This window comes from Paraflavitalea speifideaquila (assembly GCF_032395985.1).
Lineage (GTDB): Bacteria > Bacteroidota > Bacteroidia > Chitinophagales > Chitinophagaceae > Paraflavitalea > Paraflavitalea speifideaquila.
This window is the reverse complement of the sequence record NZ_CP135920.1, coordinates 420,436-433,547: the sequence shown is the minus strand read 5'-3', so window position 1 is coordinate 433,547 and position 13,112 is coordinate 420,436. Positions and strand designations below refer to the sequence as shown.

General features: G+C 45.7%; 17 protein-coding genes. 6 read left to right on the top strand and 11 right to left on the bottom strand.

The window, feature by feature from the left end:
- Window positions 1-22: 22 nt before the first annotated feature.
- From RS881_RS03065 to RS881_RS03055, 3 genes are all read right to left on the bottom strand, one after another.
- Window positions 23-346 carry an ArsR/SmtB family transcription factor gene (locus RS881_RS03065; RefSeq protein ID WP_162915947.1) on the bottom strand — a complete coding sequence of 108 codons (324 nt, stop codon included), beginning with the start codon at window positions 344-346 and terminating at the stop codon, window positions 23-25.
- Between the two features lie 121 nt (window positions 347-467).
- Window positions 468-1,172, bottom strand: coding sequence for a tRNA (adenosine(37)-N6)-threonylcarbamoyltransferase complex dimerization subunit type 1 TsaB (tsaB, locus tag RS881_RS03060; protein WP_315825010.1), 705 nt, complete (start codon window positions 1,170-1,172; stop codon window positions 468-470).
- A gap of 129 nt (window positions 1,173-1,301) precedes the next feature.
- Window positions 1,302-1,871, bottom strand: a complete 570-nt coding sequence (locus tag RS881_RS03055; RefSeq protein WP_315819739.1) for a 3-hydroxyacyl-CoA dehydrogenase family protein — start codon at window positions 1,869-1,871, stop codon at window positions 1,302-1,304.
- Between the two features lie 248 nt (window positions 1,872-2,119).
- Here RS881_RS03055 and RS881_RS03050 point away from each other — a divergent pair, with 248 nt between their 5' ends.
- Window positions 2,120-2,506, top strand: a complete 387-nt coding sequence (locus RS881_RS03050; protein ID WP_315819738.1) for a Rid family detoxifying hydrolase — start codon at window positions 2,120-2,122, stop codon at window positions 2,504-2,506.
- An 8-nt stretch (window positions 2,507-2,514) separates the two neighbouring features.
- Here RS881_RS03050 and RS881_RS03045 read toward each other — a convergent pair whose 3' ends face one another.
- Genes RS881_RS03045 through RS881_RS61495 form a run of 3 tightly spaced genes read right to left on the bottom strand, consistent with a single transcriptional unit; the run spans window position 2,515 to window position 5,318 of the window.
- Window positions 2,515-4,092 (bottom strand): metalloprotease family protein, encoded by a 1,578-nt coding sequence (locus RS881_RS03045; protein WP_315819737.1) that lies wholly within the window; start codon window positions 4,090-4,092, stop codon window positions 2,515-2,517.
- Between the two features lie 40 nt (window positions 4,093-4,132).
- Window positions 4,133-5,098: a glycine C-acetyltransferase gene (gene kbl / locus RS881_RS03040; RefSeq protein ID WP_315819736.1), complete on the bottom strand. Its 966-nt coding sequence runs from the start codon at window positions 5,096-5,098 to the stop codon at window positions 4,133-4,135.
- Window positions 5,055-5,318 (bottom strand): hypothetical protein, encoded by a 264-nt coding sequence (locus RS881_RS61495; RefSeq protein ID WP_315819735.1) that lies wholly within the window; start codon window positions 5,316-5,318, stop codon window positions 5,055-5,057. Before RS881_RS61495 ends, kbl begins: the two co-directional genes overlap by 44 nt.
- A 362-nt stretch (window positions 5,319-5,680) precedes the next feature.
- Between RS881_RS61495 and RS881_RS03030 the strand changes: the two genes are divergently transcribed.
- From RS881_RS03030 to RS881_RS03020, 3 genes are all read left to right on the top strand, one after another.
- Window positions 5,681-5,824: a hypothetical protein gene (locus RS881_RS03030; protein ID WP_315819734.1), complete on the top strand. Its 144-nt coding sequence runs from the start codon at window positions 5,681-5,683 to the stop codon at window positions 5,822-5,824.
- Window positions 5,825-6,062: 238 nt separating this feature from the next.
- A complete protein-coding gene (locus RS881_RS03025; protein ID WP_315819733.1) occupies window positions 6,063-7,685 on the top strand; it encodes a sigma-70 family RNA polymerase sigma factor in 1,623 nt (540 codons plus the stop codon).
- A 28-nt stretch (window positions 7,686-7,713) separates the two neighbouring features.
- Window positions 7,714-8,418, top strand: coding sequence for an outer membrane beta-barrel protein (locus RS881_RS03020; protein WP_315819732.1), 705 nt, complete (start codon window positions 7,714-7,716; stop codon window positions 8,416-8,418).
- A gap of 902 nt (window positions 8,419-9,320) precedes the next feature.
- Here RS881_RS03020 and RS881_RS03015 read toward each other — a convergent pair.
- A complete protein-coding gene (locus RS881_RS03015) occupies window positions 9,321-9,641 on the bottom strand; it encodes a DMT family transporter (protein WP_315819731.1) in 321 nt (106 codons plus the stop codon).
- Complete coding sequence (locus tag RS881_RS58945) at window positions 9,565-9,765, bottom strand: DMT family transporter (protein WP_350340083.1); 201 nt, start codon at window positions 9,763-9,765, stop codon at window positions 9,565-9,567. Before RS881_RS58945 ends, RS881_RS03015 begins: the two co-directional genes overlap by 77 nt.
- A gap of 292 nt (window positions 9,766-10,057) precedes the next feature.
- Here RS881_RS58945 and RS881_RS03010 point away from each other — a divergent pair, with 292 nt between their 5' ends.
- Window positions 10,058-10,453 (top strand): L,D-transpeptidase family protein, encoded by a 396-nt coding sequence (locus RS881_RS03010; RefSeq protein WP_315819730.1) that lies wholly within the window; start codon window positions 10,058-10,060, stop codon window positions 10,451-10,453.
- Complete coding sequence (locus tag RS881_RS03005) at window positions 10,450-10,611, top strand: L,D-transpeptidase family protein (protein ID WP_315825009.1); 162 nt, start codon at window positions 10,450-10,452, stop codon at window positions 10,609-10,611. Before RS881_RS03010 ends, RS881_RS03005 begins: the two co-directional genes overlap by 4 nt.
- On the opposite strand, the gene RS881_RS03000 is transcribed toward RS881_RS03005, so the two are convergent.
- The 3 genes from RS881_RS03000 to RS881_RS02990 form a co-directional block, all read right to left on the bottom strand.
- Window positions 10,608-11,033 (bottom strand): alpha/beta fold hydrolase, encoded by a 426-nt coding sequence (locus tag RS881_RS03000; RefSeq protein WP_315819729.1) that lies wholly within the window; start codon window positions 11,031-11,033, stop codon window positions 10,608-10,610. The two genes, RS881_RS03005 and RS881_RS03000, sit on opposite strands and share 4 nt — an antisense overlap.
- A complete protein-coding gene (locus RS881_RS02995; protein ID WP_315819728.1) occupies window positions 10,982-11,551 on the bottom strand; it encodes an alpha/beta hydrolase in 570 nt (189 codons plus the stop codon). Before RS881_RS02995 ends, RS881_RS03000 begins: the two co-directional genes overlap by 52 nt.
- Window positions 11,552-11,805: 254 nt before the next feature.
- A complete protein-coding gene (locus tag RS881_RS02990) occupies window positions 11,806-13,110 on the bottom strand; it encodes an acetate--CoA ligase (protein ID WP_315819727.1) in 1,305 nt (434 codons plus the stop codon).
- Window positions 13,111-13,112: the final 2 nt, after the last annotated feature.

The window sequence follows — 13,112 nt, the reverse complement described above, 5'->3', positions numbered from 1 at the left end:
ATCAAAAGGTTAAACCGGCTGATCAGCTATTCAGATCCTCTACACATTCCATGATATGCGCCACTCGGGCACTATTCACAGAATAGTAGATGAACTTGCCATCCCGCTCTGTTTTTACAATCCCAGCCCGGCGAAGAATCGCCAGGTGTTGTGAAGCTACCGACTGTTCAAGTCTAAGCCGCACGTAGATTTCAGTGACGGTGAGGCGCTTTTGCTCATCTATGAGCTTCAGAATCTGCTGGCGCAACTTGTGGTTGAGCGCCCGCAGGATCATTGCGGCCTTTTTCAGGTTTAGGAAGTCAACCTTTACGGAATCCCCATGTACGCCGTCTGCATTCAGCACCATGGAGTAGTTGCTTGTTACGTTCATGTGCACATCAGAGCTTTTAAAAATTTAATAGGATAAGCGAGTGCCAAATTTACAAGAAAAAAATACTATGTGAATTAAAGGTCTATAAAAGTTTCACTTAGTTTAATTTTTTTATATGAGAGTAGAATTCTTTGAGATAAGCGGGCTCTGCATAGGCCAGATCGGCCCACATTTTCTGCTGAAACCATTGTTCAGACAGCCGTGCAAGGTGCGCCGCAGAATGACCTGCTCCTTCATAAAACCTTGCATTTGAATGATTACATAGGGGTTTCCACTTATCAGCTCCATTCCCACAGAAAATTAAAATTTTATTCTCTAACTCTTTGTTAAAAGAATTATTGTCTAATACCTGGGCACCACCCGGAATAACTACCTCCAAATCCATACTATATAAGGCAGTAAAGACTTCCATCCGGCGAGCATCGATCATAGGACTTAATAAGGTGGGGTACAAGGAAGATTGGCCGGTTGACAACCCCATCCCCTCCCGCGTTGCATAAGCAATCACTTTTAATGTGCTTTCTGTAATAAGCGGAATATGAAGCGCATAGCACAATCCCTTGGCCGTAGCCATCCCCACCCGCAAACCCGTATAAGAGCCTGGACCCTCCGTTACAGCCACGGCTTCCAAATCCTGCATGGTACAACCCGCCTCCTGTATCGTCTGCGCAATCGCCTGCTGGATCCAACTGGCATGATCCTTCTGTTCACGGTTTACCATATTCGTAATGGCCACCCCATCCTTTGCCACACATATACCTGCTATTTCTGTCGCCGTGTCAATATTCAATATCAGCCCCATGGTCAAAAATGAATGATCAAATATTTTTATTTCCTGCAGACAAGGTTTCCTTTAGATGCCTACCAGGTAGTAATTGCATAAATATCAATACAAAAGATTGTCAAACCCATCCTATCACCCGGCTAAAGCCTACACTTCTGCCGCCGCCAGTTCTTTTTCCAATGCCGGAGCTAGCGTATAACGCCCTTCCAATCCGCTCAATGCCCTTAACAATACACCAATATGGGCCAATCCAATCGCTTCACTCCACTCAAATGGCCCCAGGGGATAATTGGTACCCAGCTTCATAGCTGTATCAATCTCTCCTTTGGAACTTACCTCGGCCCCTAGCGTAAAATAGGCTTCATTCACAATGGCCGCCAATACCCGGGGTGTGATCATACCACACACATCCGGCACCAGCTGGTAACGCCATTGCAGCGCCTCAAATACCCGTTTTACCGCATCCGCCTGCCCCTCATCCGTCAAGGCAATTTCAGTTACAGGTCGGCGTAATAATGTAGGCCAGGCATTGATCCGTATTACTTGCCGCCCCGTGACCCTCCCAGGCCAGGATACTGCATTCACAAACAGCGGTTTGCCATTTACCGGACGCAACCTGTCCTTCCTTTCCGGATCGGGTGTATATAGCAGGTCAAAATAGGCATCGGCCTCCATCATCATCAACGAACGCAACGAATCGACCCAGATCAATTCCACCCCGCAGCTGCTTCCTTGGCAAGCCATTCCTTCTTCAACACCGCATCGGCCAGTATGGCAATCGTCATGGTAAAAAATTTACGCAAATTAAGCTGTAATCGGGAATCGGCAATTAAGGACTGGCGGGGCAAAATCCTGGGTAGAGCTGGAAACATGCCTTTAGGGGCCAACATCCCGCAAGAAAAAGACAAACGGCAGGCTTTTGTCAATTCCCGGCACCCAATCCTGAATGCTGAAACTTCTTACATTTGATTCATGGAAAAAAAGATCATCAATACCAGCAGTGCACCGCTCCCATTGGCCCTTACAACCAGGCAGTTCAATTGGGAGGATTATTATTTGTTTCCGGTCAGGTTGCCATCAATCCCGCCACCGGCAATGTAGAAGCTACCGATGTCATTGGCGAAACCCACCAGGTGATGCATAACCTCAAAGCCGTACTGGCCGAAGCCGGTATGGATTTCAGTCATGTAGTAAAAACCACCATTTTCCTGAGCGATATGGGATTGTTTGGTTCCGTGAATGAAGTATATGCCAAATATTTCCAAAGCAATTTCCCCGCCCGCGAAACAGTGGCCGTAAAAGGCTTGCCCAAGAATGTGAATGTTGAGATCAGTGTAATTGCGGGGAAATAAACAGTCATTTACAGGAAGAGGCCAATTATAAGTTTGTGAAAACCAGTAGCCACACCAACCCCATAAGCAAGGTCTAGCCAGAAAAAGCTACCCAGCGATCCAAGGTAAATAAGCCCTACGATGGGATATCCCAGTATCTTGACCAGGAGGTTGGTGTGCTTATCTTTTACCGCCTCCCATATTACATTCGCATCGCCCGTACTGGGAAATGCATGCATCGCGATAGAAACTCCCAGATAGATCAGCAGGTAGTCCAGCGGGCCTGCCTTATCGAGCATGAATACCGGAATGGACGCCGGAAGGGCCACCAGTGCTCCCAACAACGTATTTATAAAAAAAGGGCCGATACTGATCATGATACTATGCCATTTATTAGCAGGCGGCTCATGCATTACATACCCTACAGGATTTTCCATCTGAAAATAGACCACTTTGAACACAGGCACCTTGTACAAACGGCAAAACAATTGATGGGCCAGTTCGTGCACTATAACACCAGGAAACGTAACCAGGGAAATAACTATACCAGGGATAAACATAATTCGGTTTATTTCAATTTCTGAATGGTTCTTTTTACTGATTACATCCTGCGCAAATGTCAGGTACTCTATCATATCTTGATTACCACCTTTCTCAATCGAACTGATCAATGCATCCCTTTCTTTAAGCTGGTTATTGAAATGATAGGCAAGCACCAGGGTACAAGCACTATAGCCATCCTCTTTATCCATGTCCACACTTTGCAGCGCCAGTCGCAAGGCTTCTTTATCCTCGTGCTGCTTCAGGCGTGTTCTTGCCTTGGAAGCAATGGCATAAGCCGCTTCCTTATTGATCGCTAAAATACGGTCGGCAGTCTTTACAGAGGCGTCCCAGTTACCCAGCTCCCTTTGCGCACTCGTCTTCATACGCAATGCAGGAATATGAGCTTCGTCCTTAGCAAGCACGATCTCCAACACACTATCACAAGCCCCATAACGCCCTTGATCATACAAGCTACTGGCATAACTGAAATATGCATACACCTCCTGCGGATGATCTTCCAGGTAGCCCTTGTAAACAATGTCCGGCAACGACTTGATACTGTCAATATTCGACTCCAGCAGGTGCTTGAGAGAATCACTGGGATAATATTCATCAAACCTGTTCGCCAACCAGTTTAGGTCACCCAGCAACTTACTGTTGTCAAGAGGCTGATTAACTATTTTCCGGCCTATTTCGGAAAAAGATACATGATCGTTATTATAAAAAGCCGCCAGCATCAGGTAGCCCTGTGCTTCTATATTTTCAGAATTTGATTTGGTAAAAACAGTCAGCTCGCGTTGTGCCGTGAGGTATTTATGTTGCTCAACAGCCCTTTTCCCTTTCTCCAGGTGTACACCCATCGAAAGATTTTTAGGAAAAGAAAATAGGGAGAATACGACTACTGCGCCAATAGTGCCGGCAAAAATTTTAATCCAGAGCGGGATGGGATACTTGATGAATTGCTGTCGGCATTCCCTGCATAAGGGAGTGGTATATCCTTCCACTACAGCAATGCTTTGACAGCTTGCACAGACTGTAGTGGAAGGTGATTGATTTTCTTCCATGATCGGGCGTTCGGGGTTTATTCCCCGAAAAATACAAATATTACTTCAACACGCCCAATTCCTTTCCAATCTTCGTGAAGGCCACAATTGCTTTATCCAGGTGCGCTTGTTCATGACCAGCACTCAGCTGTACCCGTATCCTCGCCAATCCCTTCGCTACTACCGGGAAGAAGAATCCAATTACATAGATCCCTTCCTCCAGCAACTTTGCAGCAAATTTTTGTGCTACCACTGCATCGTACAGCATGATGGGAACAATAGGATGATCGCCGGGTTTGATATCAAAACCAGCTTCTGTCATCTTACTGCGGAAGTATTTCGTATTGTATTCCAGTTTATCCCTTAATTCAGTGGTTTCTGTCAACAGGTCCAGTACCGCTATCGAAGCGCCCACAATACTGGGAGCAAGGGTATTCGAAAACAGGTAGGGCCTGGAGCGCTGACGCAATATTTCAATCACTTCTTTCCGGCCACTCGTAAATCCGCCCGAAGCACCACCCAATGCTTTACCCAGCGTACCTGTAATGATGTCGATCTTGCCCATCACACCCCGGTATTCATGCGTTCCCCGGCCAGTTTTACCCAGGAAACCACTGGAATGACATTCGTCGATCATAATGGCCGCATCATATTTTTCTGCCAGTGCTACAATTTTATCCAACTGCGCAATCGTGCCATCCATACTAAAAGAACCATCCGTAATAATGATCCGGCTACGCTGTGCCTGTGCCGCTTTCAATTGCGTTTCCAGGTCTTCCAAATTGTTGTGCTTATAACGGTAACGCATCGCTTTGCACAAACGCACCCCATCAATAATAGATGCATGGTTCAGCTCATCCGAGATAAGCGCATCCTGCTCATTATAGAGTGGTTCAAAAACACCCCCGTTCGCATCAAAAGCTGCTGCATACAGGATTGTATCTTCCGTACCCAGGAATTGAGAGATCTTTGCTTCCAGTTCCTTATGTATATCCTGCGTACCGCAGATAAACCGTACACTGCTCAATCCATACCCCGGTGGTCAACAGCTTTTTAGCCGCTTCCGTTACTTTAGGATGCGAAGACAAACCCAGGTAGTTATTCGCACAAAAATTCAGCACCGTTTTGCCGTTTACTACTATTTCAGCTCCCTGAGGAGATTCAATGATACGTTCTGTTTTATACAGTCCTGCAGACCTGATGTCTTCAAGTTCTGTAGCCAGTCTTTTGACTAAATTTTCATTCATGGAAAGAGCGTTTTTTAGATAAGGGCACAAAAATAGCAATTTGACAAGCTGCTCATTTGAAATTTTCTAATCCGGCCGCATAAACCAGCAAATACTGCCAGGTTTTACCACCCTCCCCGGAAAATGCCACCCCAATGCCAATTTGTACCACGCCCAGGCGAGGTCAAGTCCGCCCTCCTGCACAAAAAGGTCGCGAGAGGCGGAATGCGTCGCGTGGAGACTGGGTAATTTTACCGGTAATCCATCTCAAACGCCTAATTTTTAGATTTCTTTACCATTCCTGTAACATTTTGCGACTAACTTCGTCTTATAGTTCAAATGGCCTCTTGTATGTTTAAAAGATCCTTTATACGGGCGTTTTTTTGCTGGCGGTAATTACTGCCGGCATACTGGTATTTGCCGCCACCCGGCCAGGCAAAACAGCCGATGATGATGTGTGCAGTGAATCGAAGGACCAAAAAGAAAAACAAAGGCCCAGGGCGAGTTCATTATCCTGGAGGCCCTGAACCGGGCAGTCATGATTACTGCCCATTAAGAGACTTTGATTATCAACTTCTTACAATAAAAAGAGGCCCTAACAGCCTCTTTTTATTTTTTAAGGTAAAAAGTATTACAGAGGTGTAACATTTAATTACCCTTCCACGTATAACAAATAGACAAGCTTTACAAGCACATTTAAGAGATAGGACTAAGCTTATGACTGAAAGAGAGTACAACCAATGTGTCACAACGTACGCGGATAACGTGTACCGGTTCATCCTTAAAAACCTCCGCCATGAGGAGGACGCAAGGGATGTGGTACAAACGGCATTCGAAAAAATGTGGGTCAACCGGGCCGAAGTGGATGGCGCCAAGTGCAAGAGCTATTTGTTTACCGTGGCTTATAACCAGATGATCGACCACCTGCGTAAAGCCAAAAGAATAAGCCTGAAGGATGAGTTTAGAGAGGATGCCAAAATTTACGACCGGCCCATGCACAACACCCGCAAAGTACTGGAAGTAGCCCTGGCACAGCTTAATGAAACCCAGCGATCACTCGTATTGCTGAAAGATTATGAAGGTTACTCCTATGAAGAGATCGGGCAGATTACCGGTTTGACCGAAAGTCAGGTAAAAGTATATTTACACCGTGCCCGTGTGCAGTTAAAAATTATTTGGTCAGCCCCGAAAATGTGTTATAGCATGAACATCACTCGCCATAATTACGAAGAGTTTTTCCTGCTGTATGTGGACAATGAACTGAACATTGCCCAACGCAAAGCAGTAGAAACATTCGTGGAAGAAAACCCTGATCTCCGCCCCGAGCTTATCATGCTCCAGCAATCAGTGTTACCGGCCGATGAAAAGATCGTTTTCTCTAATAAGCAGTCGCTGCTCAAGTCTTCCGCAGCACCCAACCCCGTCAATGAAACCAATTGCGAAGAATACTTTGTCCTTTACGCCGATGATGAGCTGACCAATGAGCAAAAAGACCAGGTAGAGCAATTTGTATACAGGCACCCACAACACCAGGCTGCTTTTGAATTAATGCAGCAGGCCAGGCTGATGCCTGATACCGCCATCATATTTCCCAATAAATATGCCTTATACCGCAGCGAAGAAGATGATAAAGCACCAGTAGTAAGAATGCGCTGGTGGAAGATCGCAGCCGCAGCAGCCGTACTCCTCCTGATTGGAGGCTCCACCTGGTATACCCTCACCCGGGAAGGCAATAACCATACAACAACTGATGGGCAGTATTCTGTAGCTGATAAACCCAAGGCAAACCAACTTGTACCTCAAATACAGGAACCATCCAAGGCGCCTTTGGCAGCTACTGATCCTGGCAAAACCAACCAGGCAGCAGACCTCGCAGTCATCAATGATCAAGTAAGCAAAAAGCAACAGAAGAATACAACGGTAAAGCCAGTGGTTATCCTGCCTGTTAAAGACAATAAACAAGAAGAATTTGCAGGCAATAACAGAAAAGAAGAAAAAAATAACAATAAGCCTGGTAACATTCTGACCGTGCCAAACGTACCACAAACAGGAAACGATGTAGAAGATTCAGCAACATCGCCTGTAAGAAGGAATACCAATGCAATGGCGCTGAATAATACCATTAAGATCGACCCCACCAATACACCTAATGTAAATGTACCCGTACGTGAAGGTCATTTAAGCTCAGGATTGGCCAAGGTTACTACTTATACTCCAGAAAGAGAAGTAGAGATGGAACCAGATTATGCTGTGAATACAGATAACAAGAAAAATAAAATGCGCGGTTTCTTCAGAAAAGTATCCCGTGTTTTTGATAAAGCTACCCATGCTGATAATGACAATGAAAAGTCTATCCGGATAGCGAGTTTTGAATTTGCGTTAAAATAACCTCCATTACACAAGTAAATTTTGAAGTATGAAAAGGATGCTGATTCTCCTGGCGGGAATAGGTATGGCATGTTCGGCCCTGGCACAAACAGATACCACCACCCAACAACCCAAATCTGATACAATAAGGATTGGTAAAATGATCATCGTGCGCTCACCAGGAAGCGCCAAAGCAGACAATGACCGCGAATCCACCCGCATTTACCGCCGCAAGTACAAGCCCTCCAACATCAGCACCAACTGGTTTGTCTTTGACCTGGGCTTCACCAATTTCAATGACCAAACCAATTACAGCAGTGCCGAAGCGCAAACCTTTGCTCCCGGTGCAAATGAAGACTGGTTCAAACTCAAAGCTGTCAAATCAACCAACGTCAACATCTGGTTCTTCATGCAGCGCCTCAACCTCATTAAGCATGTGGTGAACCTGAAATACGGTCTGGGTATTGGCATGAACAATTACCGCTTCAAAGAGCCCATCAAGTTCCAAACAGAGCCCGACATTAATGTGGTGATCGACAATACCACCCATTATAAAAAGAATAAACTGGCGGCAGATTATATCACTGTTCCCATGCTGCTGGAATTCAATTTTACCCCTCAGCGTGAACGTGGATTCGGAATTGCCTTTGGCGCCAGTGCAGGATACTTGTATGCCAGCCGGCAAAAGACCATTACCGATGCCGATGGCAAACGTAAAAGCGTGATGAGTTCGACCTGCGCCCCTGGAAATTGAATTATATGGCCGAACTGGGACTGGGCCCTATCAAATTATATGGCAACTACGCTTCCCAAAGCATTTTTGAACGCGGCCTCGACCTCACCCCTTACAGCGTAGGCATACGGATCAGCAGCTGGTAATACAGCTACGAGCCAAGAGCTTTGAGCCAAGAGCAAATACAGTAAAGGACTACTGACCATTGAAACAATAGCCACGAAAAAGCAATCGCCGAGCATTAACCAACCCGGTTAATCTCGGCGATTTTTTATTGAAGTTTATTATGGCATCAATGATCATTTTGGCAGGTTTATTGCGGCCTATACATGGCTCCTATCCAGTTATTCCTGCCGCGAACCATTATCACATCCAGGATAGAGCCTGCAACCTGGTAACAGTCAGTTTAAGCTTTGCCATAAAACATAGATTTTAATAATGAACGATAAATCGGATGGATTGCTATACTTATAAATGAAAACACATGACACTAAGATTTAATAACTATTGCAATTTTAGCTGTTTTAACCCTCAATTACAGCGTACTTCCAGCGATACTACAGCGATCCAATAGCGGCCTTTCAGCGAACTTTCAGCGACGATTTAGCGACCTTATAGCGACCTTTAGCCTACTCACATCCTGGGCACTGCCGTAGCTCCGCCGTATTTCATCCATATCAGCAGCTATTCCAGGGCTCCGCACCTTCTCAACCTATCACTCCCACATCCTTCCATACAACCCATCCCAATCCGTGTAATCTGTTCCGAATCTGCGAAATCAGCGAAAAATCTGTTTAATCTGCGATTGATCGGCAACAAAAAAGCGGGCCCCTGTTAAGAGTCCCGCTATACCTTTATTATGACGAAAGCTTAATCTGTATTAATCCGCGAAATCTGCGTTCAATCTGTGTAATCCGCGATTGCTACTTCCGGTTCACCAAATAAGCCCCGATGATCAAACACACAATACCGATCATTTTCTGCATCGTAATAGGGCTCTGCTTAATGCCCAACACCCCAAAATGATCCATCAATACCGCTGTAAACAGCTGCCCGGCAATGATGAGTACAAACATATTGGCGGCCCCAATCTCCTGCACCGACAGCAATACCACCGTCACCACAAATACTCCCAGCAGGCCGCCGGTGAATTTATACCAGCTGATATCACTGTAGGCCGATAAAGCAGGGAAAGCTTGTTTGGAAAACAACAACATCACCGCCAGTACGATGGTGCCACCCAAAAAAAGAAATAAAAGCTGCCAGGATGGGATGACTAATGGCGGCCCTCAGCTGCGCATTGATTCCCGATTGCACCGTCATGGCCACCCCCGCCAGGATAGGTAGTATATAGAAAAAGGATTTCATCTACTTTGTTAGTTTGATCCGGCAAGTTCATGAATATCATGGAAAATACAATTTACCCGGCGGCAGGTCCGGTACACATTTTCAGGTACAACAGTTCCTTAACCAGAAATGGCAAAAAAATTGCTTATTAAAATACCCAGAACCCATTGATTAGATACCAGATTAAAATTATCCTTATGAAAAATATTTTTATTTCCATATACGTTATTTTGTAAGGTCTTGAACCTGTTCATCACTATTTAATCACAAAACAGCTTACCATCGCCTGGTCTCTACACAAACCAAGCTTACCATGAAACGCCAATACCTCGTTGCACTGATCCTTTTTGCAGGTGCAGGCCTCGCCGACTTTAAAACCATCGAAACCCGGGTAATCATGAAACGGCTCTTCCACAATGAGCCCACCGGTGTCGTGTACATTATTGTAGACAAATCGGACTACGAACTGCAGGTATATGATGAGGAAGGCTGGTATGCCACCTACCCCGTAGTATTTGGCAATAAAGACCTCAACGATAAAATGGTAGAGGGCGACCGCAAAACGCCCGAAGGTACTTTCAGGATCATTTCCAAGAAACCCCACCAAAAATGGCATAAGATGCTGATGCTCGACTTCCCCACCCAGGAAAGCATAGAGAGGTTCAATCAACGCAAAGCAAGGGGTGTTATTCCCAAAACGCCAAAATAGGCGGCGGCATCGCCATCCACGGAACCTGGCCTAATGACAATATAGTAGTGGATGATTTTACCAACTGGACCAATGGCTGCATAGCCCTGAAGAATGATGACCTGGATGAGCTGGAAACTTATCTACCCATTGGCACCAAAGTAATTGTACGCCGTTAATACTGAAATAGAAAGTTTTTTATTTCCCGCTTCCATTTTTCTGGCTCCCGTTTACACAACGATTCGTGTTTGGCTGTTTCATATACGATCAGCAATTTGCGGTTGTGGGGAATGCTTTTGAAGATCGCTTTTGTTTCCACCAGCGTTACCCGCGGGTCCTTGGCAGCATGTTGCACCAAAACAGGGCAATCCATCTGTTGGGCATAAACCGAAGGCTTAAGGCCAAAAGCCCAGAACCCCCGTACCGCACCTCCCCAAAAGGTGAGCAATCCCGCAATAGGTTGCTCCGGCAGTCCCATCGTACGTATCCTTCCCTTCGCAGCATCCTGCAGCGTACCGTAAGACAACTCCAGTATTGCTTTTTCAGGCTTCACCCCATATTCCGCAATGGCACGGGTAATAGTGGCCGCGCCCAATGACACGCCCCACAATACAAGGTTCTTTTCACCTTTTTACGGATATAATCATAAGCCGCCTTTACATCGGCCGCCTCAAAATAACCAATCGTACATACATTCCCTTCACTATTACCATGCGCCCTAAAATCAATCACCAACGTATGGTATCCAAGGCTGTGCATGTAATAGGCTTCTTCTAATATCCCTGCACCCGACGAACCATGACCATGGAATAAAATCACAGTACCCCGGGCCTCCTTATTGCGCATGTACCAGCCCCGCAACCGCAACTGATCTTCGGTCAATAAAGAAACCGTGTCATAAGGTATGCGGGGTACGGCCTTATTAACCGACTTGGGATTTTGAACACCCAGCAGCAGCACTTTTGTTTTCTCCCAGGTGCTCAACTGTTCCGGCTTCTTTATAGTAGCCTTACCGTTGTTGTAAAAGTAGGTGAACTTACAGGCATGAAATATGGCCAATGTATTGAGCAATACAAACAGGATAACAAGCGTCCATATTGCCTTACGTAATAGTCTCATGGAAAGGGTGGGTATATTTACGGAGCAATATCTTGGGACTGATTAAATTCCTTATCAGGGAATGAATTGCCGCCGATTCTGGCATGAATATCGCACATAATTGTGGAACCCTGATATCCTTGAAGAACCCAATAAATATTGGGAGATAGAATAATCCATATTACATTGGTAATTAGAAAACGGCCAATGTTTCCGTCTCTATGAAAACCCCATAACCACTCCAGCCATGGGGTTTTCTTTTTATATCTTCACTTTTACAGCTTTCCGTTCTTGATCTCTTCCACTACGCCGGGGTCCAACAGGGTAGAAGTATCACCCAATTTATCCGTTTCCCCCTCTGCAATTTTACGTAGTATTCTCCGCATGATCTTACCACTCCGCGTCTTGGGCAGGCCACTTACAAACTGGATCTTATCAGGTTTCGCAATGGCGCCAATGATGCGGGAAACAGTTTGTGCAATATCCTGACGGGTTAATTTATCATCATGATCCGAATTGCCCTGATAAATGACATAGGCATAGATACCCTGCCCTTTGATATCGTGGGGATAACCCACCACCGCACTTTCTACTACACCCGTATGCATATTAATGGCATTCTCTACTTCGGCGGTACCAATGCGGTGACCACTTACATTGAGTACATCATCTACCCGGCCGGTTATGCGATAGTTGCCTGCTTCATCACGCAAACAACCATCTCCCGTAAAGTATAAGTTATCATACGTAGCAAAGTAATTCAGGCGGCAGCGCTCATGATCACCATAAGTAGTGCGCAACATACCAGGCCAGGGGAATTTAATACAGAGGTTACCACTCACCCCATTGCCTGCTACCTCTTTTCCATTTTCATCAACCAGTATGGGCTGTACACCCGGTAAAGGCAGTGTGGCAAAAGATGGTTTGGCAGGCGTAACACCGGCCATATTGGAAATGAGGATACCACCCGTTTCAGTTTGCCACCACGTATCTACGATGGGACATTTCTTCTTACCAATATTTTCATCATACCAATGCCAGGCTTCTTCATTGATGGGCTCACCTACTGTTCCCAATACTTTCAGGGAACTAAGGTCATGCTTTTCCACCGGCTCCAAACCAAAGCCCATCAGGCTGCGGATGGCAGTAGGTGCCGTATACAACGTATTCACTTTATACTTGTCTACCACATCCCAAAAACGGCCCGCATCGGGATAAGTTGGCACCCCTTCAAACAACAGAGAGGTAGCACCGGCACTCAACGGACCATATACAATATAGCTATGTCCGGTGATCCAGCCGATATCGGCAGTACAGAAAAATACTTCGCCAGACTGGTATTGAAATACATTTACGAAAGAGTAATTGGCATATACCATATATCCCCCACAGGTATGCACCACCCCCTTGGGTTTACCCGTAGAACCGGAGGTATATAGGATGAACAACATATCCTCGGCATCCATTTCCTCGGCTGCACATTCGGGATTGCCTTGTGTTTCTACTTTCTTTACTTCATCTTCCCACCACACATCGCGGCCCTTGATCATAGATACTGCGGTACGTGTGCGTGTTAACACAA

Excerpts from the sequence above, each read along its gene's own strand:
- tsaB (WP_315825010.1), bottom strand. The coding sequence starts at position 1,172 with ATGGGGCTGATATTGAATATTGACACGGCGACAGAAATAGCAGGTATA.
- RS881_RS03020 (WP_315819732.1), top strand. The coding sequence starts at position 7,714 with ATGAAAAGGATGCTGATTCTCCTGGCGGGAATAGGTATGGCATGTTCG.
- RS881_RS03065 (WP_162915947.1), bottom strand. The coding sequence starts at position 346 with ATGGTGCTGAATGCAGACGGCGTACATGGGGATTCCGTAAAGGTTGAC.
- RS881_RS58945 (WP_350340083.1), bottom strand. The coding sequence starts at position 9,765 with ATGAAATCCTTTTTCTATATACTACCTATCCTGGCGGGGGTGGCCATG.
- RS881_RS61495 (WP_315819735.1), bottom strand. The coding sequence starts at position 5,318 with ATGAATGAAAATTTAGTCAAAAGACTGGCTACAGAACTTGAAGACATC.
- RS881_RS03045 (WP_315819737.1), bottom strand. The coding sequence starts at position 4,092 with ATGGAAGAAAATCAATCACCTTCCACTACAGTCTGTGCAAGCTGTCAA.
- RS881_RS03010 (WP_315819730.1), top strand. The coding sequence starts at position 10,058 with ATGAAACGCCAATACCTCGTTGCACTGATCCTTTTTGCAGGTGCAGGC.
- RS881_RS02995 (WP_315819728.1), bottom strand. The coding sequence starts at position 11,551 with ATGAGACTATTACGTAAGGCAATATGGACGCTTGTTATCCTGTTTGTA.